The 22,143-nt window shown below is 72.9% G+C and carries 15 protein-coding genes; 4 read left to right on the top strand and 11 right to left on the bottom strand.

From position 1 onward, the window contains the following. Positions 1–3 precede the first annotated feature (3 nt). The 5 genes from ACFW6B_RS24460 to ACFW6B_RS24440 form a co-directional block, all read right to left on the bottom strand. Entirely contained in the window at positions 4–2,970 is a 2,967-nt protein-coding gene (locus ACFW6B_RS24460; RefSeq protein WP_386598724.1) for a hypothetical protein, read from the bottom strand. 12 nt (positions 2,971–2,982) lie between these two features. Continuing rightward, positions 2,983–3,126, bottom strand: coding sequence for a DUF6760 family protein (locus tag ACFW6B_RS24455; protein WP_167455655.1), 144 nt, complete (start codon positions 3,124–3,126; stop codon positions 2,983–2,985). Continuing rightward, on the bottom strand, positions 3,123–3,608 hold the full coding sequence (locus tag ACFW6B_RS24450; RefSeq protein WP_386598722.1) for a hypothetical protein: 486 nt from the start codon (positions 3,606–3,608) through the stop codon (positions 3,123–3,125). Before ACFW6B_RS24450 ends, ACFW6B_RS24455 begins: the two co-directional genes overlap by 4 nt. Further along, positions 3,608–4,051: a phage tail protein gene (locus tag ACFW6B_RS24445; protein WP_103554128.1), complete on the bottom strand. Its 444-nt coding sequence runs from the start codon at positions 4,049–4,051 to the stop codon at positions 3,608–3,610. Before ACFW6B_RS24445 ends, ACFW6B_RS24450 begins: the two co-directional genes overlap by 1 nt. A 108-nt stretch (positions 4,052–4,159) precedes the next feature. Then, positions 4,160–5,734 carry a phage tail sheath family protein gene (locus ACFW6B_RS24440; RefSeq protein WP_386598719.1) on the bottom strand — a complete coding sequence of 525 codons (1,575 nt, stop codon included), beginning with the start codon at positions 5,732–5,734 and terminating at the stop codon, positions 4,160–4,162. 181 nt (positions 5,735–5,915) lie between these two features. On the opposite strand from ACFW6B_RS24440, the gene ACFW6B_RS24435 reads away from it, so the two are divergent. After that, positions 5,916–9,638, top strand: coding sequence for a hypothetical protein (locus ACFW6B_RS24435; protein WP_386598717.1), 3,723 nt, complete (start codon positions 5,916–5,918; stop codon positions 9,636–9,638). A 21-nt stretch (positions 9,639–9,659) separates the two neighbouring features. Then, entirely contained in the window at positions 9,660–10,265 is a 606-nt protein-coding gene (locus ACFW6B_RS24430) for a hypothetical protein (protein ID WP_386598716.1), read from the top strand. Positions 10,266–10,386: 121 nt separating this feature from the next. Here the strand turns inward: ACFW6B_RS24430 and ACFW6B_RS24425 are convergent, their stop codons facing one another. The 5 genes from ACFW6B_RS24425 to ACFW6B_RS24405 all read right to left on the bottom strand — a co-directional run bounded on the left by ACFW6B_RS24425 (position 10,387) and on the right by ACFW6B_RS24405 (position 18,023). After that, positions 10,387–11,118 (bottom strand): hypothetical protein, encoded by a 732-nt coding sequence (locus ACFW6B_RS24425; RefSeq protein ID WP_386598714.1) that lies wholly within the window; start codon positions 11,116–11,118, stop codon positions 10,387–10,389. 37 nt (positions 11,119–11,155) lie between these two features. Further along, the gene (locus tag ACFW6B_RS24420) at positions 11,156–13,216 is read right to left on the bottom strand and encodes an ATP-binding protein (protein WP_386598818.1); all 2,061 of its coding nucleotides are present in this window, start codon (positions 13,214–13,216) and stop codon (positions 11,156–11,158) included. Positions 13,217–13,559: 343 nt separating this feature from the next. Further along, complete coding sequence (locus tag ACFW6B_RS24415) at positions 13,560–14,252, bottom strand: DUF4255 domain-containing protein (protein ID WP_386598712.1); 693 nt, start codon at positions 14,250–14,252, stop codon at positions 13,560–13,562. Between the two features lie 19 nt (positions 14,253–14,271). Then, complete coding sequence (locus tag ACFW6B_RS24410) at positions 14,272–17,175, bottom strand: HYR domain-containing protein (protein WP_386598710.1); 2,904 nt, start codon at positions 17,173–17,175, stop codon at positions 14,272–14,274. 224 nt (positions 17,176–17,399) lie between these two features. After that, positions 17,400–18,023 carry a response regulator transcription factor gene (locus ACFW6B_RS24405; RefSeq protein ID WP_386598708.1) on the bottom strand — a complete coding sequence of 208 codons (624 nt, stop codon included), beginning with the start codon at positions 18,021–18,023 and terminating at the stop codon, positions 17,400–17,402. 160 nt (positions 18,024–18,183) lie between these two features. Here ACFW6B_RS24405 and ACFW6B_RS24400 point away from each other — a divergent pair, with 160 nt between their 5' ends. Then, entirely contained in the window at positions 18,184–19,575 is a 1,392-nt protein-coding gene (locus tag ACFW6B_RS24400; RefSeq protein WP_386598706.1) for a hypothetical protein, read from the top strand. Between the two features lie 133 nt (positions 19,576–19,708). Here the strand turns inward: ACFW6B_RS24400 and ACFW6B_RS24395 are convergent, their stop codons facing one another. Then, complete coding sequence (locus ACFW6B_RS24395; protein ID WP_386598704.1) at positions 19,709–20,476, bottom strand: DUF4157 domain-containing protein; 768 nt, start codon at positions 20,474–20,476, stop codon at positions 19,709–19,711. A gap of 729 nt (positions 20,477–21,205) precedes the next feature. Between ACFW6B_RS24395 and ACFW6B_RS24390 the strand changes: the two genes are divergently transcribed. Then, positions 21,206–21,925 carry an FAD binding domain-containing protein gene (locus ACFW6B_RS24390; RefSeq protein WP_386598702.1) on the top strand — a complete coding sequence of 240 codons (720 nt, stop codon included), beginning with the start codon at positions 21,206–21,208 and terminating at the stop codon, positions 21,923–21,925. Positions 21,926–22,143: the final 218 nt, after the last annotated feature.

Genomic DNA, 22,143 nt, shown 5'->3' with positions numbered 1-22,143 from the left:
CTGTCAGTGCCGGATGTTCATCAGGGACCCGGTACGTTCACGTTCGATGCGCAGCTCGACCCTGAGCAGTCTGCTGAGCGGGGCCACCAGGGCCCGGACCAGTTCGTCCGTGACCTTGGGGGCGCCGGCCCCGCCGGTCTCCCCCGGAGCGGCGCCCGGGGCCGTCGTCCCCGGCGGCGGCTGCGCCACCGGTGGACCGGTCGGCTCGGGCTGCGCCGGCGGGTCGGTGGGCGGCTCGGTGACCGGCACGCCCTCCTCGGCGCGTTGCACGGCGGGCGCGGTGAACTCCACGGATCCGTCCGGCATCCACCGGGCCACCCCGGCGGCGACCGCCGCGGCCCCCGCGCTGACGCCGGGCGGAGGGGAGAACGAGGGCTCCTGTCCCTGGAGGGGCGGGGACGGGGGCATCGGCGGGGCGGAACGATGCACGGGAGGCGGAACGGCACCGGGCACCGTCGCGAGCCGTTGCAGCGGGACCGCGGGGCCGAGGGCCTCCAGGCCCCGGGACGGGGCGGACGGCTGGAGGGCACTGTCGGGGAAAAGGGCACCGGCGCCCGGGACGCCGGGGAACTCCACGGGTCCGGGGAACCCGGGACGGCCGGAGAGCCCGGGAACGGCGTCCCGATGGTTCCGGGCGGGCAGGACTCCATGGGCGAGGGCCTGTGCGCCGGGGCCCGTGGACCGCTGTACGACGCCGCCCGTACCGCCGGGGGCCGCGTCGAGGTACGCGCTGCCGCCGCCGGTCGCGGTGTGCCCACCGCCGGGGCCGCCGTGACCGCCGTGGTCGTCGGAGCCGCCCGGGCGGCCCGATGCGGCGTCGGCGGACCGGGCACGGTCTCCGGAACCGCCGGTACCCGAAGCGGACGCCCCGCCCCCGGCCGGCTCCCACCGGACCGGGACCACGGCCGGGGGCCCGTCGGCGGCCGGCGTCCCGGCGGACGGTGGCGGCACCGTGTAGAGGGGCAGCGACCGCTGTGCCACCAGCGGGAACACCGGACCGCTGCCCCGGGCCACCGCCCCGGCGCCGCCCTCGGTCCCGGACATCGGGCCGGAGAGGGCGGCCTCGTCCACGGCGTCCAGCCGCCGCAGCGGCATGGGAGCCGAGGCCGTCACCATTTCTCCCGGACCGGGCGCCTCGGGCACCAACGGGTCGCTCACCGCGAGCGGGCCGGCGTCCCCGAGCAGCGGTGCCCGGTCGCCCTCCGCGGGTACGGGCGTCACGTCGGCCGACGGGGCCGTGCGGGACGGGCTCGCGGGAACGTCCAGCCGCTGGAGCGCGACCGGCCCCGACGGCGCGGAGTCACCCGTACCGGTGAACGGGCCGAGGGCGGCGTCCGGTCCCGGACCGGGGCCGAGGTCCGGACGGGGGCCAAGGTCCGGACGGGGGCCGAGGTCCGGACGGGGGCCGAGGTCCGGACGGGGGCCGAGGTCCGGACGGGGGCCGAGGTCCGGACGGGGGCCGGCCGGCGAACCGGCCTCCCCGGCTTCGGCGCCGGTCACCGTCCCGGGCGGCAGCGCCGTCCCGAGGTCCGTCGGGTCCGTGGTCAACGGGGGTGTGTCGCCGAGCAACGGCGCGGTGCCCTCGTCCCCGGGCGACGACGCCCCGGGCTCGGCCGGACCCGCCGCGACGTCCGGCACCTCCGGTGTCCGCGGGACGCCCAGGTTCTGCGGGGTCTCCGGGATCTGCGGCACCCCCGGCTCCTCCACTGTCCGGGAGACGTACGGCACGAACGGGGCGGAAGGTGTGGAAGGGGCAGAAGGGGTGGAAGGAGACGCGGCAGGCCCGGCCGGAGGCACCGACCGGCCCGGAAGCGGCAGGGCGGTGGGCGGCAGCGCGGAGAGCGGTTCGCCGAGACCCCGGTGACGCGGACGCGGCGGGGTCGTGACCTCACGCTGCACGACGGGCTGGACGGCGGGCCCGGTGCCGTCCGCTCTTCCTATGAGCGGAGCGGTGTCCGGTCCCCGGTCGGCGACCGTGCCGGCGCGCGGCACGGCGAGCGGGAGCGGGGCGGTGCCCTCCGGCGTCGGCGGCCGGGCGGTGCCCGTCGCCCCGGTCCGCTGGACGACGTCGTCCTCCCCGTCCCGCCCCGTGGGCGTGCCGGGCGTGGCGAGCAGATCGGCGACGGGCTCGGCCGGTGCGTCCGGGGCCAGGGGACCGGGACGTTCGTCCGGCGCGGCCGGAGCGAGGGCCGCGAGTTCCCGCGCCGGTACGTCCGGCGGTTCCGCGACGACCAGGGGGCGGGCGGGGAGGGGCGCTGCCGGGGCGGACGGCACCCGCATGACCATCACCGGAGCGGGTGACACCGGGCCGGCCGGAGCGACGGCCGCCCGCTGGAGCGGTACGAGAGGAAGCGGCGCCGGTCCGGAAGGGGCCGGGATCGAGGCCGGGGCCGGGCTCTGCGCGTGGCCCGGGTTCCGCGTCGTGTCCCCGGCCGGGGACACCGACCGGAGGACGACCGGGTCACCCGTGCCGTGCGGGTCACCCGGCCGGTCCGCGGACCCTCCGTGACCGCCCTGGCGTTCACCGGTCCCGGAGGCGACGGCCGGAGCGGCGCCGGACCCGCCCGACCGCGCCGGCACCGGGTCCTGCGAGCCCCGCGGTACGTCGAGGGCGTGTGCCTGGGGCCGTACGCCCGTACGCTGCACCGACGGCGTGGGCTGCGCCAGCCCGTGGCCGACACCGGCCGGCGCCTGCGCGCTGACGAGATGGCCGAGCGGTCCGGTGACCGTCGGGTCCTGCCAGGTACCCAGCCGTCCGCCGAACCCGCCGGGGTCGGTGACCAGCCCCATGGGCGCGCTCAGCGTCCGATGCACGGGAGGTGTGAACCGCCAGCCGGCCGTGGCCGGCACGTACGTCGCCGCGTCCGGCCCGGCAGGAGTCGTCCCGGCGTCGACGTCCGCTCGCGCCGTGGGCTCCGTGGCGCCCCGCGAGCCTCCGCCGCTCCTCGTCAGCCAGGACAGCAGTCCCATCTCGGTGTCCTCTCACCGCCCGTTGAGACGGGCGATCTGCTCGACGTACCGCTGCCGTTCGGGGTGTTCCAGATCGAGCAGCTCGTCCAGTGGCCAGTGGAAGTGGTAGGCCAGGTACGCGATCTCCTCGTAGAGGCGTTCGACCGCGTACGTCACGATTCCCCCAGGCGGCCCCCGGCGAGGTCCACGGCGAAGTGTTCCTGGCAGGAGGGGCAGGTGACCGCGGCGCGGGTGTGGCCCTCCGCGTTGATCCGCCGGTAGAAGTCCTGGAGGAAGGCGAGGTCCGAGGCGAACAGGTCTTCCACGATGCCCGCGTGGACGTCCTCGATGGTGCCGAGCCGGGTGATCACCCGGGCGATCAGCACCACCGAGAGGTACGCGGAGTTCTCCCGCACCCGGTCGTCCCGCAGCGGGATGAGCTCGTCCCGGGCGGTGGCCAGCCTCATCACACCGTGCCGGTGCACGGTGCCGGACTCGTCCACGTACCCCCGGGGCAGTTCGAAGGCGAACTCGGTGCGGAGCGTGTCACGCCCCGCACCGCTCGCGCTCTCGCCCGGTCCCTGGGTGTGGTCCTGCCCCGGCGCGTCCGGGAACTGCTGTGGCGCCTGCCGCGTCTGGGCGGGCATCGTCCTGCGCATCACTCAACTTCCATGCTCTCGTACGTGATCGAGAGCTTCTCGGTGAGGACGGAGGTGTCGCCCGCCTTGAGGGTGCCGATCTCCAGCGACTTCGGCCAGGCGTTGACCAACTGGTAACGCTTGATGGCCTGGCCCTCGTAGTCGTAGACGATGATCGCGCCGTTCTTGCGGGCGTCGCTCATCTTCCCGAACCGGGACGACTTGATCCATGTCTCGAAGCTGTTGTCCTCGGTCAGACCGCGGGTGACGGTGACCTCGCCGGCCTTCGGGCGGCCCGGCAGCTTCTTGACGGCGTACTTGCCGTCGGCGGTGTTCTGCTTGAGCTCGATGACGTCCTGTTCCATCTTCAGGCCGCTGACCTCGGTGATCTGCTTGATCACCACACCGTCGAACTCCAGCCCGAAGGAGTGGCCGACAGAACTGTCAAGTTCGGGAAGTGGCATCCCAGCCTCCATGGCTCATCTGGTGTGGGGAGCGGCGGTTCTCCGCCGCCCCGGGACCGGTCGGCGGGCGCCCCACTGCCGTGGGGCCGTGACCCGCCTGTCATTGCGCTACTCGTCGACCGATCCCGTGCCGCCCGACAGCTGTGCCAGCCGGAACACCACGAACTCAGCGGGCTTGACCGGAGCGATCCCGACCTCGCAGACGACCTGGCCGGAATCGATGCTCTCGGCGGGGTTGGTCTCCCGGTCGCACTTGACGTAGAAGGCCTCGTCCGGGGTCAGCCCGAACAGCGCGCCCTTGCGCCACTCGTTGACCAGGAACGCCGAGATGGTGCGCCGGATACGTGCCCACAGGGCGTCGTCGTTCGGTTCGAAGACGACCCACTGGGTGCCCGTCAGGATCGACTCCTCGACGTAGTTGAAGAGCCGGCGTACGTTCAGGTAGCGCCAGGCCGGGTCGGAGGAGAGGGTGCGGGCGCCCCACACCCGGATCCCGCGGCCCGGGAAGGAACGGACGCAGTTGACGCCGATCGGGTTCAGCAGGTCGTGCTCGCCCTTGGTGATCTGCGTCTGGAGACCGACCGCGCCCCGCAGGACCTCGTTCGCCGGCGCCTTGTGCACACCGCGCGAGGCGTCGTTGCGGGCCCACACTCCGGCGACGTGTCCGCTCGGCGGAACGAAGGTGTTGCGGCCCACCGACGGGTCGAAGACCTTGATCCACGGGTAGTAGAGCGTCGCGAACTTCGAGTCGAAGCCGGCCGTGTCCATCCGCCAGTTCTTGATCTGCTGCGGCGACAGGCCGGGGGGAACGTCCAGGATGGCGACCCGGTCGCCCATCAGCTCGCAGTGGGCGATCAGGGCCTGCTGCACCGCGATGACGGTCTCGGCGTCGAGGACGCCGCGCTGATGGGCGCTCATCAGGTCGGGCACGGACACCATCGTGATCTCGTCGATGGCCTCGAGACCGCCGAAGCCCGTCCGCTGGTCCGCGTCACCGATGTAGTCGTCGGCCGACAGCTCGACCGCGCCGGAGGCGGCCGGGACGGGGGCCGCGGGAGACCCGGCGGCGAGGACGACCGTGCCGGTCTCGGGCTTCGTCGACGCGGCGGCCCGGCTGACCTCCTCCAGGACGATGACCTGCGACTTCTCCTTGACCTTGGTGACGACGTTGTCCTTGCCGCGACGGGCGGACACCGAGGGGTAGGTCTCCTTCTCCTCCCCGTCCACCTTGATCACCAGCTTGAACGCCTCGTTCGGCGGGGCCTCGCCGTCGGCGGCGCCGACCTCGACCGTGACCTCACCGGTGACGCCCGGCAGTGCCCGGACCCGGAACCCGCCGAGCAGCGCCTCGGCCGCGGACCCACCGCCCGCCGTCCCTCCGGCGGCCCCGGCAGGCAGCGCCCCCGCGACGCCGTCACCGCTGCCGCCGATCCGGACGACGTAGCAGTTCCCGCCCCCGTTGGCGAAGTACCCGTACACGGCGGACGCCAGATAGGAACCCTCGACGAAGTCGCCGAAGACACCCACGTACTGGCTCCAGTTGGTGACGAGCGTCGGCTCGTTCAGGGGCCCTTGCGGGGCGAAGCCGAGAAACGCGGCGACCGAGGTGCCCACTCCCTCGATCGGTCGTGCCCCGGCCTCCACTTCTTCGACGTAGACGCCCGGGGACAGATACGACGGCATACCCACTCCTCCTTGACCAGCGGCCGAAGCCGATTCTGACTCCGGTCCCGATCACCTGGAACGCGTCGTCGGGCCGCGCCGCGGTGCACAGCCCGCTGCCCGATGAGGCAGGTCGCCCTTCCCCCGGCCGTAGCCGCCGTTCTCGTGTACGACGTGGCCACGAACACGAACACTTGCGGCCATGAAGGCGGTGCCGGACAAAAAGACCAGCGCGAGGACCGGCGCGGCGCCGGCCCGCCCGACCGCCCCTGCCCAGGCCCAGGAACGGCCCGCGGTCGAGGGGTCCGGATCGTCCACCACGGTGGCCGGCCCGGAGAACTCCGCTCCCGCCGGTCTCGCCCCGCAGCAGTTGCGTCTGCTTCAGGCACGGGCGGGGAACGCTGCGGTGGCCCGGCTGGTCGCACAGCGCCAGACCGCCGCTCCGCCGTCCACGGCCGCCCCTGCCCCGTCCTCCGCGGAGGCCCCGGCTCCGCCGGTCAAGCCGCCGCCGTCCGCGTCGCCCGCGTTCCAGGACCTGAAGTCCGAGGTGCGGGCGAAGAAGACCGCGGCCTCCCGGCACGCTCCCGCCGCGGCGGAGTCGAAGGCCGCGCAGGACGCCGCCGTCGCCCCGCCGGACGACAAGCAGGCCCAGGGCAAGGCCGCGCAGGCCGAGAAGATGAACGCCGCCAAGCCCGGTGTGTTCGACAAGGCCGGGTTCATCGCCGCGGTCAACCAGGCCATCGCCGCGCAGGCCCCGAAGAACCTCGCCGAGGCCGCCGACTACTCCGGGTCCGGCAAGGCCGAGGCCGTCAAGGGGCAGGTCAGCGGCCAGGTCAGCCAGGGGAAGGCCGCCTCCGCCAAGGAGATCGACACCGCCACCAAGGCGGCCCCCGACCTGTCCAAGGCCAAGGACAAGCCGGTCACACCGCTCGCTCCCGACGCTCCCCCGCCCGTCCCCGGCACCCCGGACCCGGCGGGCGCGGTCCCGGCCAGACAGCCGGACGCGGTCACCGACTTCTCCGGCGGCCCGCGGCAGATCGACCAGCAGATGGCCGACGCCGAGGTCACCGAGGAGCAGCTCGCCAAGAGCAACGAGCCGCAGTTCACCGATGCCCTCGGCGCCAAGAAGGAGGGCGAGCAGCACTCCGCGACGGCGCCGGGGCGGGCCCGTGGCGCCGAGGCCGGGCAACTGGCCGCCGCCAAGCAGGGCGCGGCGGCCGCCGGCGCCCGGGCCATGGCCGGCCTCGCCGCCTCCCGGACCGCGACCGGCAAGCAGGTCGACGGCGGCAAGGGCGCCACCAAGTCCGCCGACGAACGCAAGCGCGCCGAGGTCACCGCCCGTCTGCAGAAGGTCTTCGACGCCACCAAGACCGACGTGGAGAAGACCCTGTCGGGCCTGGACAAGCTGGTCGACGAGAAGTTCACCGCGGGTGAGAAGGCCGCGCGGGACGCGTTCACGGCGGACCACAAACGCCGGATGGACGCCTACAAGGACAAGCGCTACTCCGGCTTCACCGGCAAACTCAGGTGGGTCAAGGACAAGTTCGCGGGCATGCCGGAGGAGGCCAACCAGCTCTTCCAGGAATCGCGCAAGCTCTACGTCGCGCGGATGCAGCAGGTCATCTCCTCCATCGCCGACGTCATCGGCACCGAACTCGGCAGGGCCAAGGACCGCGTCGCCAAGGGCCGTGCCGAGCTCAAGGCCGAGGTCGACCGGCTGCCCGCGGACCTGAGGAAGTTCGGCCAGGACGCCGCCAGGGACTTCACGGAGAAGTTCGACGGGCTGGAAGCCGACGTCAACGCGAAGTCGGACCAGCTGGTCCAGGACCTCGCCCAGAAGTACACCCAGGCGCTGAACACGGTCGACGACGAGATCAAGAAGCTCCAGGAGGAGAACAAGGGCCTGGTCGCCAAGGCCAGGGACGCCGTCGTCGGCGCGATCCAGACCATCATCGAGCTGAAGAACATGCTGCTCGGTGTCCTGGCGAAGGCCGCCACCGCGGTGATGCAGATCATCAAGGACCCCATCGGGTTCCTCCGCAACCTGGTCACCGCCGTCAGCGCCGGCTTCCAGCGGTTCGTCGGCAACATCACCGAACACCTGAAGAAGGGGCTGGTCTCCTGGCTGCTGGGCGCGGCCGCCGGTGCCGGCCTCGCCCTGCCGGCCAAGTTCGACCTCAAGGGCATCATCCAGCTCGTCTCCGGGCTGCTGGGGCTGACCTGGTCCAACATCCGCGCCCGCATCACCCGCAAGGGCGTCCCCGACCAGGCGGTCAGCGCCGCCGAACAGTCCGTGCCCGTCGCCCAGGCGCTCCAGCGCGAGGGGCCGGCCGGTGCCGTCGAGCACATCAAGGCGTCCACGGGCGACCTCAAGTCGACGATCCTCCAGAAACTCACCGCCTACCTGATCCCCACCGTCATCGTCGCCGGCATCACCTGGATCACCTCTCTGCTCACCCCGGCCTCGGCCTTCGTCCGCGCGGTCAAGGGCATCATCGACATCGTCACGTTCGTGGTGACCCAGGGCAGCCAGATCGCCCAGCTCGTCAACTCGGTACTGGACGCGGTCGTCGCCATCGCGGGCGGCGGCGGAGGCGGCGTCCCCACCCTCATCGAGGGCGCCCTGGCCACCTCCATCCCGGTCCTGATCGGCTTCCTGGCCGCCCTGCTGGGCATAGGCAACCTCGCGGGCAAGGTCCGCCAGGTCTTCACCGCGGTCGCCCGCCCGGTCAACAAGGCGATCGACAAGATCGTGGACTTCATCGCGAAGACGGCGAAGAGGCTGTGGGCGAAGCTGAAGGGGAGATCCGGCAAGGACAAGGGGAAAGAGGACAAGCCCGGCGATCGCACCGCCGTGGAGACCCCCAAGCGCCTGGTGTCCGGCGGCATGTTCCACCTGACCGGGACCAGCCCGGAGTTCAACACCGAACTCACCCAAGCACGCTCCGGCCAGGTGATCCATCAGACCGGCGGCGATCCCAAGCAGGTGACCAAGTCCCTGCTGGCCGCGCACTCCGACGCCCACTACGACAAGCCCAGCGGCACCCTGAAGCTCCCCAAGGCGACCGTGGGGGCACCGTCCTCACTGTCCGACCTGGGCGCGCAGGTCGCCGCCGCCACCGGTGTCTCCAAGGTGGAGGTGCACAGGAAAGGCGGCACGGTCGAGTTCGTCGGCGGCATCAACCCCGCGACGCCGGTCGGCGGAACGACCGCGCCGCCGACCGATGAGGAGGCGGTGCGGGCAGCGATCAGCCAGCACACGATCATCAAGTTCCTCGAGGGAATGGCGTCCGGCAGCCCCTTGTCGTACAAGAAGGACGGCGCCGCTTACACGGTCGACCTCAGTGCCTTCGAGCGGGCCTGGAACGACGCGCCGACCCGAAACTGGGTCAAGGAGAGGTTCCGAGGCGTTCTGGACGGAACCCACGAGTGGCTGCCGTGCGAACACATCATCGCGATCATTCATCGTCAGGCGGCCGCGAACCTCGCACAGAACGGGCAGAAATGGATCGACCTCCAGAACGGCATGCGCAGCCCCACCCAGCAGGTCGTATACGACCCCGGCAAGATCCCGCCCAGGAGGGTGACCGAGAGGCAACCGGACGGTTCGTCACGCCAGTACTCGGTGCCGCAGGGACACGTCGGAGCGGTCTACTACCCGACCGTCGACAGCAGTAGTCAGCAGGTGGTAGGCAGAGGCAGGTTTCATCGAGCCCTGGGAGACGCCTTCAAGAGTTCGACCACGCCCGAGGAGGCCGCTCAGGCCGCTTACAACGTCGCGCTGGAATGGGTCTGGGACGGCACCTCACCCATATCGCCCGACATCCATCCGAACTGCAAGGACAAGAACCACAACCCGGTGACTGCCGCCGGCCAACAGGCACACATAGCTGCGATCCACAGACTGTTCGCCAAATACATCTGACGGGACAATAGGGTGACCGATTTGGGCGAGAGCCAATACCGCATCACAGGTGACGCCGCCACCGCCACTTCCTGGATCGAGAACTCCGGCCTGCCCGACGAGGACAAGGACGCGCTAAGGCAGTTCGTCGGCCGGTTCCCGTCCTTGCGGTTCACCCGGGAGGAAGACACCGCACTGGACCACTACGAGGAGGTCGACCAGGTCAAGCTTCCGGCATGGTTCCGTGCGTCGCGATCGACCCTCGCCGCCGTCGAGCCCTACTCTCGCCTACGGATCAACACCTTCCGGTTCGACGGCTCGCCGCGCGAGACGCCGGGCCAGGAGTACTACGAGATCAGCCCTGGATACATCAACGAGGAGATCCGGGAGCTCCTCTTCGACCAGGCGCACATCTATCTGATCGGGCAGTGGTTCGGCACCGACCGGTCCTGCCTGGCCATCGACCTCGAAGCCACGGAAGACCGGCGGATCTTCGAGTTCGCGATGGAAGACCTGTACGACGACGAGGCCGAGGAGCGTCCCCTCCGGGAATCACTGACCCCGGTCTTCGCCTCGTACGCGGACCTGCTCGGGCACATCGTAGAAGTGCGGTTGCCGGATGGCGACGTCGTCGCGGCGGCAAACTAGCCCGGCAGAAGCGCCAGGTGTCGAACTGGACCGACGGCCCGCTGGAGCGTCGCGCAGGTGATCGTCGATCCAGGTCCTGAGAGCGCGGGTCGTCATCTCAGGGTCTGGCCGACAGGTGCTCCTACCCCGTCCACCACACCGCCTTGTTCGTGTCGTAGTTGCGGCTGGCGCTGTGGGCGGCTCGGTCGCCGCCGTTGCAGGGCTGGGCGCACAGGACGCGCAGGTTGGTGACGTCGTTGGCCCAGCGTTTCGCTTCCGCGCGGGTGATCGCGCTGACGTTGCGGCCGTCGACCTGCCAGTTCACCGACTGCGCGTTGGCCTGGACGTAGGCGATGATCTCCGTGATGTGGTCGATGGTGACGTGGCGGTTGCCGTCCGCCGGTGTCGCGTCCCTCAGCTGGGGGATGTGCGTGCCGCACATCGCGCACTCGTACTCGGTCCGCCCGTTCGCGACCTGGGGATTCGCCGCACCCAGCACGGCGGTCGTCGTCGCGGCGGTGAAATCGATGTCGTCCCGGGTGCCGCTCCAGATGGCCGCGTCCCCGGGGGCCCGGCTCGGGAGTTCCGGGGCCCGGGGCATGTCGGGGTCGAAGCCCTGCGCGGCCTGCTGCCGGGCGGACTGCGGTCTGCCGCTGTACGGGGATTGGGCGACCGCCTTGCGTTTGGGCCGTTGCGGACCGACCATCCGCTGGGCGGTCAGCAACTGCACCACCGCCGCGTTGCCGGCCGTCTGCTGCAAGTCGGACAGGGCCGCGAGCGGCGAGGCGTGCGCTTCGCCCGCGCGCACGGCACCCACCGTGCGGCGCGTCCGCTCCGGGGCCTGTTCCGCGAACCGTTCGTCATGGGCGCGCACAGCGGTCCTCCTCCGATCGGTCGGTCGGTCGTTTCGATCACGGGACGAGCAGGTCGACGTAAGGGCCGAACTCGCTGGCCAGCGTGAGCCGGCCGAGTTTCTGGTACTCGCGCTGGATGGCGTGGATCAGCTGCCGCATGGTCAGGGGCGAGCCCGCGTCGGCGGTGAGGTAGGCGGCGGTGACGGCGATGGAGCGGATGTTGCCGCCGGCGAGTTCGAAGGAGCCGGCGCAGAAGGGGAGGTCCAGGTCGTCGGCGCCCGGCATGAGGGGGGCCAGGCAGCGCCGCCAGAGGGCGAGGCGCCGGTCGGCGTCGGGGACGGGGAAGTCGATGACCAGGTCGAGGCGTCGGGTGAAGGCGTCGTCGAGGTTGGCCCGCAGGTTGGTGGCGAGGATGGCGAGGCCGTCGAAGGACTCCATGCGCTGGAGGAGGTAGGCGCTCTCGACGTTCGCGTAGCGGTCGTGGGCGTCCTTGACCTCGGAGCGCTTGCCGAAGATGGCGTCGGCCTCGTCGAAGAGGAGGACTCCGTTGACCCCCGCAGCCTCGGAGAAGATGCGCTCGAGGTTCTTCTCCGTCTCGCCGACGTACTTGTCGATGACGGTGGACAGGTCGACGGTGTAGAGGTCCAGGCCGAGGTCGGCGGCGATGACCTCGGCGGACATGGTCTTGCCGGTACCGGAGTCCCCCGCGAACAGGGCGACGACGCCCCGGCCGCGGGCGCCGCCGGGGCGCATGCCCCATTCGCCGAGCACGACGTCGCGGTGGCGGGCGCGGGCCGTGAGCTCGCGGAGCTGGGTCAGCGGGTCGGGGGGCAGGACGAGGTCGTCCCAGCCGACGGCGGGTTCGATGCGGCGGGCGAGCAGGTCGAGTCCGGCGGAGTTCTGGGCCCGGGCACCGCGGCGCACGTGCTCGGGGCGCAGCTCGGTGCCGTCCAGTACGGCGTTCTGGGCGGCGCTCCGGGCGGCGCGGGTGATCTGTTCGGGGTTGAGGAGGAAGGGGGACAGGAGGTTCACGAGGTCCACACCGTCGGGAAGCGGCTGCCCGTACGTGGTCTGCCACAGAGCGGCTCGCGCGGTCGGCTCGACGCGCGGCGCGTGCAGCAGCAACGGGGGGCGGGTGGACCAGGCGGCGTCCCACGGGATCCGGCCGACGAGGACGACGGGGACCGGGGCTTCCGTCAACTGCCTCGACAGGGCGGCCCGTTCGCGGTCCCGGTCCAGGGCGTCGACCGGGACGCAGACCAGGCCCGCGCCGGTCAGCCGGGCCTCGCGGACGGCGGCGCGTACGGCGTCGGCGGGGACCGGGTCACGGGCGAGGCGGGCCAGGTCCAGGGTGAGCGCGGGGTGCCCGGCTTCGGCGAGGGCGGTGGCGGCGAGGGCGGGGCCCGCGCCGCCCTGCTCCTCCCGCAGATAGACCAGCGGGATCCCGGCGGCGAGGGCCCGGGCCAGCGGGGCGGCGTCGCCCGCGCCGGGCACGGGCGACGCCGGGGTCAGCAGGTCGGCGACCCGGGGGTCGGGGGTGTCGTCGCCGAGCAGGTGGGCGGTGACCCGGTCCGGTACGCGCAGGGCGCGCCCGAGGAACGGACGGTCCGGATCCTCGACGATCAGCAGGCCGCCGGAGAGCAGCGGCGCGCCGGCGCCGAGGCGGGCACGGGCGGAGGCGTCCGCCGGGGAGAGTCCGCACAGCTCCAGGGCCAGGCCGACGGAGGGCCGGCGCCGGGTGACGTCGTCGTTGAGATAGCCGTAGAAGGACTCGAACCGGGCGTCCAGATCGGGCAGGAGGGCGATGAGCAGGATCTCTACGTCGAGGTCGGTCAGGTCCAGGCCGGACGTGAGGCGGCGCAGGCTGGTGGGCGGGTCGGCGGCGCCGGCCCGCGTCTCGGCCTCGGCGTGCCGGGCGGCGTCCGTGCGGTCGGGGGCCGCGGGACGGGGCGGCGTGTCGAGGAGGCGGCCGACGGCCTCGTCGGTGAGGTAGAGCCCCCGGAAGGCGTCGTCGGGGTTGGGGTCGGTCTGCCTGCGGGCGGCGACGGCACGGCGTACCCGTTCCTCGACGAGGACCACCCGGTCCAGCAGGTGGCGAAGGCTGGGGTTCTCGGCGATGGGAGGCTCCTCGCTCCGCTCGGTGTGCGCGGCTGGGGTGGCGCGGGTCGTAGGTGGCCGGCCGCGCGGTCACCCGGGCCGCTCACGGGGCACGGTGCCGGGCCCGGCACGACCCGGCACAGCCCGGCCCGGCCCGGCACGGCGAGTGCGGCACGGGCGGGCCCGCGTCGGGTCCCGGTGCCGCCACCGGCCCCGGGCGAACCGGGACGGCACCGGCGCCGGCCGCGGACGACGCGGCGCCGACTCGTCCGCGGCGTCTCCGCGCCAGGGCGCGCCAGGGCGCGGCAGGGCACGGCAGGACACGGCGCGGGGCCCGGAGACCGGAGCACCCGGCAGCCCCCGCTCATTCACGGACGCGCCGGGACAGCGCCGGCCGCGGGCCGCGCGGTGCCGTCGGCCCGTCCGCACCGCCGGCCTCCCGTGCTCCCGCGGGGCCCTGCCCGGCGGGTCCGGTGCGCCCCGTGTTCTCCACTCCGAGCCGCAGGCCGCCCTCCTCGGTGACCGGCGGCCCCACCGGAACGGTCCCCGTACCGACGAGGGGGACGCTGACCACGAGGTCGAGGGAGGGCTTCAGCTCACCGCCGAGCGCGCTCCACACGTCCGCGAACGACCGGTCCTCGGGAGGCGGCAGCGCGATCGTCATCGGCACCGGCAGCGGAAGCGCGGCCAGTGAGCCGGTCAGGTGCTCGGTGGGCATGGCGTCGCTGCCCAGCAGGCACAGCAGGAGGGACGACAGCAGGCGGTGTTCGTCCTCGGGGCGCCGGGTCCAGGCGGTGATCAGGTAGGACAGCTTGAAGTACCGGGGCGGGCGGTGCCGGGCTACGACGGTGCCGCGCTCGTCGTACTCGTTGGACAGGCCGCGGGAGCGGCGGCGCATGTCCTCCCGGATGTCGTAGAGGTACAGGTTGACGGTGGGCGCGTTGACCTTGGCCGCCCACTCGCGGGTGGGCGCGTCGAACACGACGCTGACCTGTGTGCCGCCCAGGGCGTCGTTGCGGACGAGGGCGCGCAGTGCGTCGTCCACCTCGTGGATCACGGTTCCACCTCCGTCGTGGTCATCCGCGGCCGCTGAAGTCGGGGGGCTGGAGGCTGCGGGGCACGACGAGGACCTTCTCCGTGCTGACCGGGTCGTACCCGGGCCCCGTCGCGCGCAGCAGCCGTGATCCGGTCCGGTCCTTGCGCAGGACGAGGACCTGGGTGCGGAACGTCCCGTCGGCGTCCACCCGCACCGGAACCGTCGCGGCGGTGATGCCCGCGCTCCACTTCAGTCCCACGACGGTCCCGGCCGGGAAGTCGCGGCCCTCGGCGAGGACGACGTCGCCGAGCCGGGCCACGAGGGGTTCGACGGTCAGCACGGGCTGCAGGACGCGGAGCCGGACCGTGTCGGTGTTGTTGGCGGGGGCCGGGTCGGTCGGTGTGCCGGCGACCCGGGCCGTCAGGGTGCCGCTGGTGGCCTTGTCGTACGACAGCCGGGTGGTGACCTCGATCCGGCCGCCGGCCTTCAGGGTGCAGGGGTCGGCGGTGGTGCAGCGGTCCTGGGGACCCACCACGGTGGCGGTCCCGGGGGGTGCGGAGGTCAGGACGACGTCCGCCGCGTTGTCCGGTCCGGCGTTGGTGAGGGTGAACGTCGTCGTGACGGTGCCGCCGGTGAAGGCGGGCTGCGGGTCGACGGCGGCGGTCACGGCGAGGTCGGCGGCGGGCGGGACGGGGCCGGGCAGCAGCAGGGTGACGGTCACGACGGCGGTGTCGGTGCCGGTGTTGCCCGCCTTGTCGGTCGCCGTGCAGGTGACCGTGGTCCTCCCGATCGGGAAGGTGGAACCGGAGGGCGGGGTGCACTTGGTGGGAAGGGTGCCGTCGACGAGGTCCTGGGCGGTGGAGGTGTAGCGGACGGGGGCACCGTTCGGGTTGATGGTCCGCACGGTCCGGTCGTCCACCCGGACGACGGGCTCGCCGTCGTCGACGACGGTGAAGACGGCGGTGTCGGTGCCGGTGTTGCCCGCCTTGTCGGTCGCCGTGCAGGTGACCGTGGTCCTCCCGACCGGGAAGGTGTAGCCGGACGGGGGCGTGCAGGTGACGGACACGGCTCCGTCGACGAGGTCCCGGGCCGTGGCGGTGTACTCGATCACGGCGCCGTCGGGTCCGGTGGCCGGCTCGGTGCGGTCCTCCACGGTGACCACGGGCGCGGTCGTGTCGACCACCGTGATCACGGCGGTGTCGGTGCCGGTGTTGCCCGCCTTGTCGGTCGCCGTGCAGGTCACCGTGGTCGGGCCGAGCGGGAACACCGAGCCCGACGGCGGGACGCAGGTGACCGGAACGCTCCCGTCGACCTTGTCCTCCGCCGACGCGGGGTACTCCACGACCGCTCCGTCAGGGCCGGTCGCCTCCGCGGTCCGGTCGTCGACGGTCACGATGGGCGCGGTCGTGTCGACGACGGTGACGACGGCACCGCCCGTACCGGTGTTCCCGTGGGAGTCCGTCGCCGTGCAGGTCACCTTGGTCTCCCCGAGCGGGAACACCGAGCCCGACGGCGGGACGCAGGTGACCGGCACCCTCCCGTCGACCTTGTCCTCCGCCGACGCGGGGTACTCCACGACCGCTCCGTCAGGGCCGGTCGCCTGTGCGGTGCGGTCCTCGACGGTGACGACGGGGCCGGTCGTGTCGGTCACCGTGATCACGGCCGTGTCGCGGCCGGTGTTGCCCGCCCTGTCGGTCGCCGTGCAGGTGACGGTGGTCTTCCCGATGGGGAAGCGCGTCCCGGGGGGCGGCTCGCACCTCACCGGTACGTCGCCGTCGACGTTGTCGTACGCGGTGACCGGATAGTCGACGAGCGCGCCGTCCGGGCCGGTGGCCTCCACCGTACGGTCGTCGACGGTCACCGAGGGAGCGGTCACGTCGTTGACGGTGATGCGGATCTCCTCCCGGAAGTCCGGATCGGCCGCCGGGCCGAGGGAGAACTGGACCGTGCAGGACAGCGTGGTGCCCTGCGGCGCGTCCGGTGACACCGTGATCCGCTCGCTGAAGGAGGCGGTCTGACCGCTGGTCACCTGGACGTTCGCCGGAGACAGGGAGACGCTCAGCCAGCGGTCGCAGTCGACGAGCTGGTGGCCGACGGAGACGAGGAGGTTCGTCAGGCCCTGGACGATGGCCTCCGACACGTCGTTCGCGTTGATGCCCTGGCGGTACGTACCGCCGGTGGCGCGGGTGACGAGGGTGGCCTGGCCGTTCTGGCTGTCGAGTCCGTTGCCGCTCACGGAGACGGCGAGCACCTTCACACCACGGTCCTGGAGCTCCCCGACGACGTCGGTGAACCTGTGCCCGTTGCTGGGGTCGTGGGTGGGGGCGTCTCCGACCAGCACCACGATGGGGCTGGCGCCGTCCCGGAACGTGTTCCGGCCGCCGACGCCGGTCGCCACCTCGTGGAGGGCGTTCCCCCAGTCCTCCGGGGTGTCGCCGCCGCCTCCGGCGACCAGGGCGTCCACCCCGTGCTGGATGGCGTCACGATCGGTGGTGAACGCCTGGTGCAGGGCGAAGAGCCGAGCGCTGTCGGCCTGGTCGCCGTAGCCGGCGACGGCGAACCGGGAGTCGGGCTGCACGGCGCGGACCTGGTCGACGATCGAGGACAGGTTTTCCTTCACATTGCCGATGGCACCGCCCATGCTCCCGGTGGTGTCCACCAGCAGCACGACATCCGGCTTGGGCGGCACCGCCGGGGTCCGCACCTGCTTGTCCACGGTGATCGAGGCACCGGGGTCCAGCGGCCGTTCCACCAGCGACGGTGTGACCGGGGGCGCCGGGGACACCGCGGAAGACACGGACGGCGAGGCCGAGGAGGACGGCGAGGGCGAGAGGGACGGAGCCGTCGTCGGGACCCGCGGCGCCGGGTCGGTGATGCCGGCTCCCACCGCGCCGAGCCCGAGTACCACGGCCATCAGGCCCGCCCGCAGACGGAACAACCGCACGACATCCCCTCCCAGATCGGCGTCCGCCCCACCGTCCCCGGCACCGCCCTCCGGCGGAGCGGCGCTCGGGACACCCCCCGGGGAAGCGCGCTCTGCCCCTCCGGGCAATCCGCCCCTCCCCCGGGGCCCTCCCGCCGCGACGCCGCGCCGGTCCGTCGGAAGACCCGGCGGGCCGCCCCCTCCGGATCGGCGGGCCGCCCCTCCGGATCAGCGGGCCGGCTCCTTCAGATCAGCCCCTGCCGGAGCGCGTAGGCGACGACGTGCGAGCGGTTGCGCAGGTGCAGCCGGGTGACGAGCTCGTGCAGGATGTTCTTGATGGTGCGTTCGGAGTACGCGAGTTTCGAGGCGATGTCCCCGGTGTCGTACCCCTCGGCGACGAGCCGGACGACCTCGATCTCCCGGTCGGTGAGTCCGCTGAAGTTCAGGCCGCGCGGCGCCAGGACCTGGCTCTGCAACTGGCCGACCTGCTCCAGCAGACGGCCCAGCAGATCGGCGGGAACGCTCCCCTCTCCCCTGGCCACCGCGTTGATCACCTGCACCAGCCGCTCCGGCGTCGCCTCGGACCGGCGCAGGATGCCCGCCACTCCGCACTCGGCGGCACCGACCAGCTGCTGGTCGTCGATGCGGGTGGCGATCAGCGCCATCCGTGCCGCCGTCGTCCGCCGGATGTGCCGGAGGATCCGCAGCGACTCCTCGTCTATGGTCTCCACGACGACCACCACCACGGCGGCGGCCGTCTCCTCCCCCTCTTCCTGCAGCCGGATCTCCGGCCGGGGCCGCAGCTGTGAGGCGACCCCCGCTCTGGAGATCGGGTCATCCGCGCGCAGGCACACAACTATCCGGTCCACAACGGTCTCCCCCCAGGTCGAGCGCATCGCGGCGCGTCGAGCAGTATGCGGCAGGCGACTCCACACAAAGTCAACAAGGCATCAATGGGCACATCAGCTTCCCGAAAGTCTTCCTGAGCGGCCCGTGTAGGCCGCCGTCACCGGCCTTACCGTGCCGCTCATGACAACTGCGGCGAGCCTGGACACGACCGCTGTGACGGCCGAGCCTGGTGGGCGGACGGAAGTGCCCCTCCAGATACGCAACTCCGGCAGCACGGTGGAGGAGTACCGCTTCGAGGTCGTGGGCCCGGCAGCAGCCTGGGCGACCGTCGAGCCGACGAGCCTTTCGCTGTTCCCGGACAGCACCGGCACCGCGGTCCTCGCGCTGAGCCCGCCCCGGAGCTCGGAGGTACCGGCCGGGGAAATCCCGTTCGGGGTACGGGTGGTGCCCACCAGCGCCCCCGACACCGCGGTGGTCCCCGAGGGCGTCGTCACGGTACTGCCGTTCGCCTCGATCACCGGGGAGCTGGTGCCCCGCGGGTTCGACGGCGCCTGGCGCGGCCGTACGGACGTGGCCATCGACAACCACGGCAACACCCCGATCACCGTGCAGCTGGCGGCCCAGGGGGACAGCTCCCGGGTGCGGCTGGGCCTCTCCCGGGAGACCGTCGAGCTGCTGCCGGGCGCGGCCGAGCTGTCGCGGCTCACCCTGCGTCCGGCACGACGGCTGTGGCGCGGCACCCCCGTCGTGCATCCCTTCCAGGTGGTGGTGACGCCCGCGGGCGACCTCCCGCACGAGGCGGTGTCCCTGGACGGCACCTACCAGCAGAACGCGATACTGCCGCGCTGGCTGCCGCGCGCCCTGATGGTGGCGGCGGCCGCGGCGGTGGCCCTGGCCGTCCTGTGGTTCGCCATGCTGCGTCCGGTGGTGATGTCGGCGGCGCGGGAGGAGTCCAAGAAGCAGGTGGAGGCCGCGCTGTCACCGAGTCCCGGTGCGTCCGGCGCCTCGGGCGGCGGGGGCTCGTCCGGCGCGTCGGCGGGCGCCGGTGGAGACGGAAAGGGACAGGACGGGGCAGGCGGTGGTTCACCGAGCCCCGGCGCCGAGGCCGGATCGACGGCCGGAAGCACCGGCGGGGGCACGGGCGGAACGGGCGGCGGAGGTACGGGAGGAGGTGGCGGCGTGACCGCGGGGGACACGCGCAGCGCTCAGGTCGAGGTCAAGGACTCGGCGGGCGGCGATCCCACGGCCGGCACGGTGTTCCGTGTCCCGAAGGAGCAGGTGCTGGACCTGACGGACCTCGTGGTGCAGAACCCGCAGGGCGACTCCGGCACCGTCGTCATCGCCTCCGAGGACCGGACCCTGCTGCGGCTCGCCCTTCAGAACTTCCGTGACCAGGACTACCACTTCGTCACCCCGATCGCGGTGCCCGCCGGGGGACGGATCACCATGACGGTGACCTGCACCAAGGTGGGACAGCCGGTGGGCGGCCCGAAACCGGCCCAGTGCGAGGAGTCGGTGCTGGTCGGCGGGACGCTGCGGTCGGTGCCCAGCGCCTCCCCCTCCGCGGCCTGAGCCGACCGGACCGGCCGGGACCACCGGCCGGTCCGGCATCCCGACGAGCGGGGCCGGACCACCTGGGACGGCGGTCCGGAACGGCCCCGGGCCCGGCGCGGGTGCGCCGGGCCCCGGGCCGGGGCCGTTCCGGTCACTCGTCACCCGGCTCGTCCTGCTGCTCCTCCTCGGCCCGTTGCACGAACAGCCCCTGTACGTCGGCGGGTTGCTCGTCCTCCTGCTCGGACTCCCGCTGGACCGCCGCGGACGGCCCGGCGACGGCCGTCGCCCCCTCCGGGGCGTGTGCGGCCGGGGCCGGGGCGGACATGACGCGTTCGGCGTTCGCGCTGGCCTCCCGCTCGTACCGGTCCGAGGGATCGCTGACCCGGATCCCGCCGGGTGCCTCGGCCCCGTCGACCGGGCCGCTGCGCTGCTGGATCACATGGGTCAGTTCATGGGCGAGCGTCGTGCGCCCGGCGTGGGACGAGGGATCGTAGGCGTCCCGCTGGAAGACGACGTTGCTGCCGACGGTGTAGGCATGCGCTCCGACGGACTTCGCGGACTCGTGCGCCGCGTCGCCCGTGTGCACCCGTACGTCGGAGAAGTCCGCCCCGAGCCTCGCCTCCATGTCGGAGCGGACATCGGCACCGAGGGACTGCCCGGAGCCGGATTCGACGACGTCGTGCACGGGCGAGCGCCGGGCCGAGGGGGTCTCCTCGTCCTGCTCCCGCTGCAGCATGGCGCCCACCGCGCCGTTGCCCACGGCCCGCTGGAGCGTGCCCATGCCGGACGGGCCCAGGACGTCGGGGCGGCCCGCGGCCGCCGCCTTGAACAGCCTCGATTCATCGGTCCGGGACTGCCCGTGGCCGGCTTGCCGGTGGTCGTGGTCGTCATGGTCGTGGTCGTGTACGTGATCGGGCATTCTCACTCCCCGGGACGGCTGGCGGCAGACCTCTCTCACCCTGACACTGCCTCAGCGCGTGCGCCGGGTACAGGCGCGCGGCCGTCCCCGGGAGTGCAGCCGCCGTTGCCCGATGGGGCAGACGCCGTCCCGGGTGTCCGTACGCCGGTCCGCCCCTTCGGGCCGTGCCGGGGTCCGCACCCGGTCGAAGCGCCCGCCCGTGTCACGGAGTCCAGTGGTGGTCCTCGGGACACCGTGGGTGCCGTCCGGAACCGGCCACCGCGGCGGCCGCCCGCCGTCCGGGGGAGCCGCCCCCCGGCGGCCGGGGCCGCACCCCGCTCCCGCGCGGGGGGGCACGCCCTCGCACAGGGGCCCGTCGAGGACGCCCCGACCGGTTCCCGGACGACCGGCCGCTCCGGCGGACGGACCACCATGATCCAAAACAGTGGTCGATGGATGGCCTATTCCGGCTCCCACCAGGGTAGTTCACAGCGGTACGAAGCAACTCGCGGCGCGGGAAAGGAAAGTGACGGGCGCCATCGGCCGCCCGAGGAGTGCGGACGACCTGCGCGGCCCCGCCCCCGCGAAGTCCCCCGACGTGGACTCGATCGCACCGCGGGGCGCACCGGTCGAGGGAGTGTGCCCTGTACGCGCCCCTGTCCGCACGGCGAAAATGCGCCTGTCGACGGTCCGTTCGCCAAGACACCTAGTACCCCGCCGCCAAGTCACCAGGAAAGCAGGTCGGCTGTCGTGCTGTTGCGTCTGCCCACATCCGTGTCCGAAGCACAGGAGTACATGGCCGAAGGGGCGGTGCCCATAGGTGGCGCCACACTGATATGGGCCACATGGCAGCGGGACGGGTTCCCCGATCACGCCATGTCGCTGCGCGACCTCCCGGAGGCCAACACGATCGAGCGCGAGGCCCTGGGCGCGGCCGTCGTGCTGAACCGCATAGACGACCGCGTGCCGGAGGTGCTGCGCCTGGCGGCCTCCACCGTGGGGACCGGCGCGGTGCGCCGGACGGCCACGGTGGGCGGCAACATCGTCGGCAGCACGCTGCGCTGTCTGCTGCCCGCGGCCCTCGTCCTGGACGCCAGGGCGGTGATCCTGGAGCCGGAAGGCGTCACCGAGACGGATCTGGCCGAGGTGCTCGCCAAGCGTCATCTGCTCCTGAGCCTGCGCTGGCGCACACCGCTCACCAGCAACTACGTCAAGGCCGCGGCCGAGCCGGGCGGGCCGTCGCCCCTCGTCGTCGCCGCCGCCCTGCACTCCGCCGCCGAGGGGACCCTGCTCCGCGTCGCGGTGCGCTCCGAGGACGAGGTGTTCAGCGGGAGCGCCCTGTCCGGCGGCGACGCCGAAGACGTCCTGCGCACGCTGCGGAACGGTTCCCTCGGCCGCCTTCCGGCCCCGGCGTGGGAGCTCGTCGGCCGCCAGGTGACCGGCCTCCTGGCACGCCCCGCGGAACGCTAGGGACTCCCCCTCCGACCCCCGCCCCGGAAGTTCGGCCTCCTCCAAGGGAGTTCGCCCCTCGACGGAAGGACGGGGACCGACGCGTGCTCCCTGGGGCCTCGACGACGGGGGACGGGAAATTCAACAGGCACGGGCCCGTCGTGCCGGTCCGGGGACGGGGGCGTCGGCGCACTCGTCCCCGGTGGACCGCCGCCCCGGGCCGTCCGGCCCGCTGAACG

Origin of the sequence: Streptomyces sp. NPDC058751, from assembly GCF_042746485.1 — a bacterium.
In the GTDB taxonomy this organism is placed as follows: Bacteria; Actinomycetota; Actinomycetes; order Streptomycetales; family Streptomycetaceae; genus Streptomyces.
This window is presented reverse-complemented; position numbering and strand designations above follow the sequence as displayed.

Excerpts from the sequence above, each read along its gene's own strand:
- ACFW6B_RS24435 (WP_386598717.1), top strand. The coding sequence starts at position 5,916 with ATGAAGGCGGTGCCGGACAAAAAGACCAGCGCGAGGACCGGCGCGGCG.
- ACFW6B_RS24450 (WP_386598722.1), bottom strand. The coding sequence starts at position 3,608 with ATGCGCAGGACGATGCCCGCCCAGACGCGGCAGGCGCCACAGCAGTTC.
- ACFW6B_RS24395 (WP_386598704.1), bottom strand. The coding sequence starts at position 20,476 with ATGCCCGATCACGTACACGACCACGACCATGACGACCACGACCACCGG.
- ACFW6B_RS24440 (WP_386598719.1), bottom strand. The coding sequence starts at position 5,734 with ATGCCGTCGTATCTGTCCCCGGGCGTCTACGTCGAAGAAGTGGAGGCC.
- ACFW6B_RS24460 (WP_386598724.1), bottom strand. The coding sequence starts at position 2,970 with ATGGGACTGCTGTCCTGGCTGACGAGGAGCGGCGGAGGCTCGCGGGGC.
- ACFW6B_RS24400 (WP_386598706.1), top strand. The coding sequence starts at position 18,184 with ATGACAACTGCGGCGAGCCTGGACACGACCGCTGTGACGGCCGAGCCT.
- ACFW6B_RS24445 (WP_103554128.1), bottom strand. The coding sequence starts at position 4,051 with ATGCCACTTCCCGAACTTGACAGTTCTGTCGGCCACTCCTTCGGGCTG.